General features: G+C 55.8%; 5 protein-coding genes. 1 reads left to right on the top strand and 4 read right to left on the bottom strand.

Features of this window, described 5'->3' with window-relative positions:
• Positions 1–2213: PAS domain S-box protein (locus QNK41_RS02635; RefSeq protein WP_319253465.1), on the bottom strand; the 2213-nt coding region annotated here is incomplete at its 3' end.
• A gap of 17 nt (positions 2214–2230) precedes the next feature.
• Positions 2231–2677, bottom strand: coding sequence for an amino acid-binding protein (locus QNK41_RS02630; RefSeq protein ID WP_319253463.1), 447 nt, complete (start codon positions 2675–2677; stop codon positions 2231–2233).
• Positions 2678–2830: 153 nt separating this feature from the next.
• Here QNK41_RS02630 and QNK41_RS02625 point away from each other — a divergent pair, with 153 nt between their 5' ends.
• Positions 2831–3202 (top strand): hypothetical protein, encoded by a 372-nt coding sequence (locus tag QNK41_RS02625; protein WP_319253461.1) that lies wholly within the window; start codon positions 2831–2833, stop codon positions 3200–3202.
• Positions 3203–3408: 206 nt separating this feature from the next.
• Here the strand turns inward: QNK41_RS02625 and QNK41_RS02620 are convergent, their stop codons facing one another.
• Together QNK41_RS02620 and QNK41_RS02615 are read right to left on the bottom strand one after the other, a co-directional pair.
• On the bottom strand, positions 3409–6072 hold the full coding sequence (locus tag QNK41_RS02620) for a response regulator (protein ID WP_319253459.1): 2664 nt from the start codon (positions 6070–6072) through the stop codon (positions 3409–3411).
• 178 nt (positions 6073–6250) lie between these two features.
• On the bottom strand, positions 6251–6693 hold a 443-nt coding region (locus tag QNK41_RS02615; RefSeq protein ID WP_319253457.1), incomplete at its 5' end, for a response regulator.

Below are 6693 nucleotides of genomic sequence, written 5' to 3'. Positions count from 1 at the left end.
CGATCGATGGCGCCCGGGCAAATGTCACTGTCAGTCGGAATGTAACCGCAGCGATGGGATATCATTTTTATATCGAAGTGGTATCGCTCGGAGAAAATGGTGATTCGCAGCAGGTCGAATCCCTTTCCGCCGGCATTAAAGTCATAGGGCGACTTGGATGCATAGTTCGCGGCATCCCCGGTGGCAAAATAGTGGTTGAAAATCAGCTGCTGCTTCTCCGCCGTCACTCCCACACCGGTGTCTTTGACTTCGAACACGGGCCCTTTTTTCCCGTTGCGCACCACCACCGTTACCCGTCCCTGGTCAGGGGTGTTCTCGATGGCATTTTTCACCAGCCCTTCCACAATCTTTTCCATCACCTCCACGGGAACCAACACCGGTACCACCGGTTCCAGACGGGTTTCCAAGCAAATATCGCGGTGGGCAAAACGCGGTGTTAAGGTGTCCAGATGATTTTTCACCAGCTGGTCCAGGGCGATATCCGTGCAGGGAATCTCTTCGCTACCGAACTCGCGGTCGATGGCCTGCTGGATCACTTCCGGCACGCGGGTACTGCCCGGCTGCGCTTCGGCCAGGGTAACCAGCATGTCGCGACTGGCCTCCAGCAGAAAGGAAAGCATGCCATGGGCCCGATAGTCATGCTCCCGGAGCATGTCGCCGATCTCGTACTGCATATCCAGCAGCCGTTGGAGGTTTCTCCGCGCCCGCGCCAGGATCCTGTCTAAAGCCTTGTCCTGCCTCTCGTCAAGCCGCTTTTCCAGCAGCCCCAGTGAAGCGGAAAGCACCGACAGCGGTGTTTTCAGTTCGTGGGAAAGATGATGGATCACCTGCTCCTTGGCCCGGTTCAGCCCGCGCACATTCTCGTAGGCCCGCTGAAGGGCTTCGTTGATGCGGGCATTTTCAATGGGCAGCGCCACCAGGTTGGCCACGGCCCCTAAAAGGTCCACGTCACCGGTGTCAAAAGCACCCTCTGTCTTGTTCACCGCACACAACACGCCGATCATTCGCTCCTGTATTCGAAGGGGCACGTCCAGCATGCTTTTGGTGTGGAACTGAACCTGTTTGTCCACCTGGTCGTAAAAATACGGGCTTTTGGCCGTATCGGGAACGATCAGGGGCTCGCCTGTCCGGTAAACGTGCCCGGCCACCCCCTTGTCCATAGGAAACCGGATCTCCTTCATCTTGCTGCCAGTCTTGTCATCCTCGTAAGCCGCCACGGGGATGTAGAACTCCTGTTTCTCTTCATCGATCAACATGACCATGGCACCGGCAACCCGGATCAGTTCCTGGACCTGGCGGGTGATGTACTCCAGCATGCGATCCAGCCGGGGAAAGCGGTACAGGGCACGGGCAATGCGAAACAAAACCCGGTTGATCTGCTCGGCCCGCTTCCGGGCGGTCACATCGCGCAGGGTGATGACCTGGCCTGCCGGGTTATCCTGGGCATCGTAAAAGATGGCTCCGTCCACCACGATGTCCAGAATCCGGCCGTCCTTGGTCAACCGTCGGGTTTCGAAGCCGTGGAGCGCTTTTTCCCTGAACAGTTTTTTAATCCCTGCCCGCGTGCGCTCCTTTTCGCTGTCGGGAATAAAGGGGATGCGCTTGCCCTCAAGTTCCGTCAAGGTCCAGCCGAAGACCTTTTCGAAGGCGGGATTGAGGTAGGACACCGTGCTGTCCATGTGGAAAACAAAAACCGGATCGGGCAAAAACTCCAGAAAAGCCCGGTATCGTCGTTCAGCCCGTGAACTGGCCTGGAAAAGTGTCTGGGCACGTCGCTGGGAGGCTTCCAGCTCCTGCTGATCGGCGATTTTCTGGGTGACATCCCTGGCCACGCCCTGGAAACCCGTCTTTTGGCCGGACCGATCCACAATGAGGCTGACCGATATTTCTAATATCCGCTCCTGGCCGTCTTTGCGGACGATTTTCCAGATGATTTCAGACGGGATCTCACCGGACTCGTAGAGCCGGTTGAAGATGGTGAAGGCGTAGAGGGCGTTTTCCGCATCCATGAATTCGCTGAAGTTACGCCCCTGGATCTCCGTTGCCGTATAGCCGAAAATACGGCACAGGGCATTGTTGAAAAAGCGGAATTTGCCCTTCAGGTCCGTTTCATAAAACCCGTCCGCCACATTTTCCAGAAAGACCCTGAATCGGTCCCTGAAGATGTCATCGCCAATGTCCAGGCGGTCGGAAGTCGGAGGAAGGTCGGCCATGGGTATCGGGCAGGTCCTTAATCCGTGTTTTCCAGAATGCCGAACTGTTTTGCGTCCAGCAGGTGCACACCATGTTCCTGCATGACGGCAATTGCCTTGTCATTATCTGAGAATCGGAAAATCATGACCGCCCGTTCCTGATTCTGCCGCAAAAAGGCATACATGAACACGACCTGAATGTTGGCATCCAGAATCGGTTTTAACACACCGGCCAGTTGACCGGGCTGGTCCTCTAATTCAGCGGCGATGACCTCGTTGACCATGGCGGGGATATGCATCTCCATGAGCAGTTGACGGGCTTTGGCCACATCGGAAACCAGCAGTCTCAGTTGGCCGAAGGCACCGGTGTCCACCAGGTTCAAGGCTCGAAGATTAATCCCCGCTTTTCCCAGTGCATGGGTGACTTCGAAAAGACGACCCGGTGAATTTTCGATGGACACCACAATCTGTTTGAGTTTTAGCATGACCGCCTCCTTGGGTATAATCGTCAGCGTCAGCAGCCGCCGGGGGCAATGGGGCAGCCGATTGACACCAAGCCATAAATATTGCTATTTTTATCAAGGTATTATTAAAAATAAGCATCTGTTCTGTCAAGATCTATCAAAAAAGGTGTCACCATGAAAATCACGCTCATGTTCATCATCTGCTGTCTGGGGTGGCTCGCGCCCGCAACGTCGGGGGCGTTGACCGTGGAAGAGATCCTGCTGCTCAAACAAAACGGGGTTTCCGAGGAGACCGTTCAGATGATGCTGCAAAGCGAGATCCAGGCCCGGGCCCTGCAAAACCGGGCTGCGGAACAATCTATGGGCATTCAAACCATTACCAGGCCGGGTGGCCGATCGGCCATTGTCTACTCCACCGGAGGCGGTGATCAGGACGCCCACGATGCAAATGAGCGCCTGAAGGAGCAACAGGCCTGGGAAATGCTGCGTTACATCATCGTAGACACGCGGATGACGAGAGATCGAGGACCAAGGCCGGAAGACTGATGTCTGATGTCAAAAATAACTGATGAAACATCATGAAAACCGCATCGTCAGGTGACGTCTGCGGTTCAACATAACCTGCCGGCTCAGCCCACAGAATAAGGGAGTGGATAGGCCTTACTGATCGCGGCTGGAAGCCTCTCCTAACATTCCTCAATCCCTGAATCGTTCAATTCCGTCTTCCGTCTTCCGTCTTCTGTCATCCGTCTTCAGTCTTCCGATACACGGGCGACCATTTGTTTAAGACGCCGTTCAAACCCAGCCAATTCATCGGCCAGCCTCCGGCTCAGGTCCTGGGCCGTTTCAAACTGCCCCTGTTCAGCCACGAGTTCCAGTTGTCGGGCCGCATCCGCCGCACCATCGACCTGAAAATTGCGGGCCATCCCCTTCAGGGAGTGGGCCGTTCGGCTCAACAGCGCAGCATCTTCGTCGGCGATGGCTTTTTTCACCGTCTCGACCATGGGCGGATAGTCGGTGATGAACATGTCGGCGACATCTTTGAAAAAAGTGCCATCATTGTTGAACGCTTCAAGAAGCGCGGCCAGTTCACCGGCATCGTCCACCGATTCCGATGGTTCGACAGCTGAGGCTGATCCCGCTTCACCCGCTTTCAGGGGCACTACCCGGTAGACGGCTTCCAGTAGCGTGGAAGACGAAATGGGCTTGGACACATAATCGTCCATACCGGCTTCAATGCATCGCTCGCGGTCGCCTCGCATGGCGTGAGCCGTCATGGCGATAATAGGCACGTGGCGATTGTTTTGCTTTTCTTGTTCACGGATCCATGTCGTAGCGGTGAGGCCGTCCATCTCAGGCATTTGAACATCCATCAGAACGAGATCGAAGCCCTGCTCGGCCAGGACTTCGATAGCCAACCGGCCATTGTCGACAATGGTTGTCCGGCATTGCCAGCTGTCCAGCAAACGTCGAATATACTTCTGGTTGAAGGGCGTGTCTTCGGCAACAAGGATATTGAGCCGCGGCGGTGTGGCCTGCCGGCCGGAACCGCTTTTTTCCGAGTGCTTTTCAGACGGCATCGTCTCCATGGAAAGGGCCTTGATGATGGCATCCAAAAGGTCCGACGGCCGGACGGGCTTGGTCACCACTGCACCGACATCCGCGTCATCGAACCCATCCGTCTCCTTGGCGCTCGTGGTGGTGAGCATCATGATGATCCGTGTGGCACCCCCGGCTTCTCCCTTGATTCGTCGGATCAATGACCGGGCACCCGACTGCGGCAGACCGAAATCGATCAGGGCCATGTCGAAACCGACACCGCCTTTTCTCAGCACTGCGTTTCCCTCCGCTGCCGACGCTACGGGTTTCGGAAACATTTTCCAACTGGTGAGCATTTCGCACAAAATTTTCAGGTTGGTGGCATTGTCGTCAACAACCAGTATGCGCAAGCCGCTCAGATCGACCTCATCTGGCACCTCGGGGCCGGCCGCTGCCTCGGCATCCACATCGAAGGCCACAGTGAAATGAAAAATACTGCCCTTTCCCAGTACGCTCCTGACGCCGATCTGCCCCCCCATCAGGTTGACCAGTTGCGCAGATACAGCCAGCCCGAGACCCGTCCCGCCGTATTTTCGAGTGGTGCTGCCGTCAGCCTGTCGGAATGCCTCGAAAATAAGGACCTGCTTGCCGGCGGCAATTCCCACCCCCGTGTCCTGAACGGCCACGTGAAGCATCAGCCGGTTACCGTCTCGGGACCGGCATTTGGCAAAGACAATAATTTCACCCGAATCGGTGAACTTGATTGCATTGCCGATAAGGTTGAGGAGCACCTGGCGAAACCGGTGGTGGTCACCCACCAGCCGATCCGGCACATCGGGCGCCACCCGGTAAGCCAATTCCAGATTTTTCTCATGGGCTTTGACGGCCAGGATTTTGAGCGCATCTCCCAAAAAGTCCCTCAGATAGAAAGCGGATCGTTCCAGTTCCAGCTTGCCCGCTTCGATCTTGGAGAAATCGAGAATATCGTTGATGACCGCCAGCAGGGCATAAGCGGCGGATTGAACCACCTTGAGATCCTCCCGCTGCTCACGGGTCAGGGATGATTCCAGCAGGAGTTCCGCCAACCCGATGATGGCATTGAGCGGCGTTCTGATCTCATGACTCATGTTGGCGAGAAATTCGCTTTTGGAACGGCTGGCAGCCTCGGCAGCCATCTTTTCCTGGTTCAGTGCGTCGGCCTGGCGCCGGCGGGTGACGTCCCGCAGAATGCCCCGGTAGCCAGACGTCTCCCCATTGGCACCGGCGATGGGTGACAATGAGGTTTCCACCCAGCGCCTGGCGCCGTCCTTGCGCACGATGACAAACCCAAGGTCTTTAATCGCCTGATGGGTCCGGTTGACTTTGTCAAAGGCGCCGAGTACCTTTTCCGTTTCCGCCGGGGTCAGGAGCCGTCGATAATCCAACTGCTGCAGTTGGTCAGCCGCGTACCCGGTAATCTTGCGGAAAGAATCATTGAAGATCGTAAACTGGCCGTGGCGGTCCATTTCGAAATAGCCGTCCTCAATATTTTCGATGATCGTACGGTGCTTCTCCTCACTACCGGCCAACGCCTCGTAGGCCTTTTGACGCTGGCGGATGGTGTAACCTACATGGGAACCGAAAATCATGAAAAAACACAGCACCAGCAGCCGGCTTAACACCTCGTTGAATCCAGGATTGAGAAATTGATCGATGAAGGTTCCGCTTTCGGCGGTGAATGCAAAAATAAGGGAGGCGAAAACCCAATAGACAAAGGCCACCCCCAGCCCCAAGAGGAGCACGCTGTCCGACAGCTGCAGCGCAAGGGTCCTTTTCTTGGGATTGAGAAATGCCCGTTTCCGTTCTTGGAACTTATCGACCGTATGGATGTCAGCCATTCGCGTGTCGTTGGCGCCCCCCGCTGCCAACCCGAGGGGTTACCCACCTTGTTTCTAATTGGCGATTGAACCCTCCCCGCGGCAAACCGCGGGGAAGGTTCTGCCGGTAACGGCAGTGTGTCGCAACACCGTAAGGATAAAATCGATTTCCGGTTCGCTGGCTATCGCGGTTCATCTGTCAGGCAAGAATTCGCTTGATCTTATCGGCCAGTTGATTCAGGTTGTACGGTTTTTGGATAAACCCGTCGCACCCCCGCTTGAGAATGGATTCGGCCTGCCCCTCGATACTGTAACCTGAGGAGAGGATCACGCGGATGTCCGGACGTAAGGATTTGATGCGGTCATAGACAATCTCCCCGCTCAGATCCGGCATAATCAAATCAAGGATCAGCAGGTTAATGCGATCCTTGTTCTCATCGAACACGCGAAGGGCTTCTTTTCCCCCGTTGGCGAGCAACACTTCGTAGCCGAGTTCATTGAGCATGGCCTTGTCTGCATTGAGGATGTATTCTTCATCGTCCACCACGAGAATGGTCCCCGACCCTTTTTCAGGACGTTTGCCAGAGGAAACGACCCGCGGCTTTTCCGCTTCCTTGGGCCTTTGAAGGATCCTTGCCGCGG

It is taken from the genome of Desulfosarcina sp. (assembly GCF_033791525.1).
In the GTDB taxonomy this organism is placed as follows: Bacteria; Desulfobacterota; Desulfobacteria; order Desulfobacterales; family Desulfosarcinaceae; genus Desulfosarcina.
The sequence above is the reverse complement of the archived record's forward strand: the minus strand, read 5'-3'. Positions and strand labels throughout refer to the sequence as shown.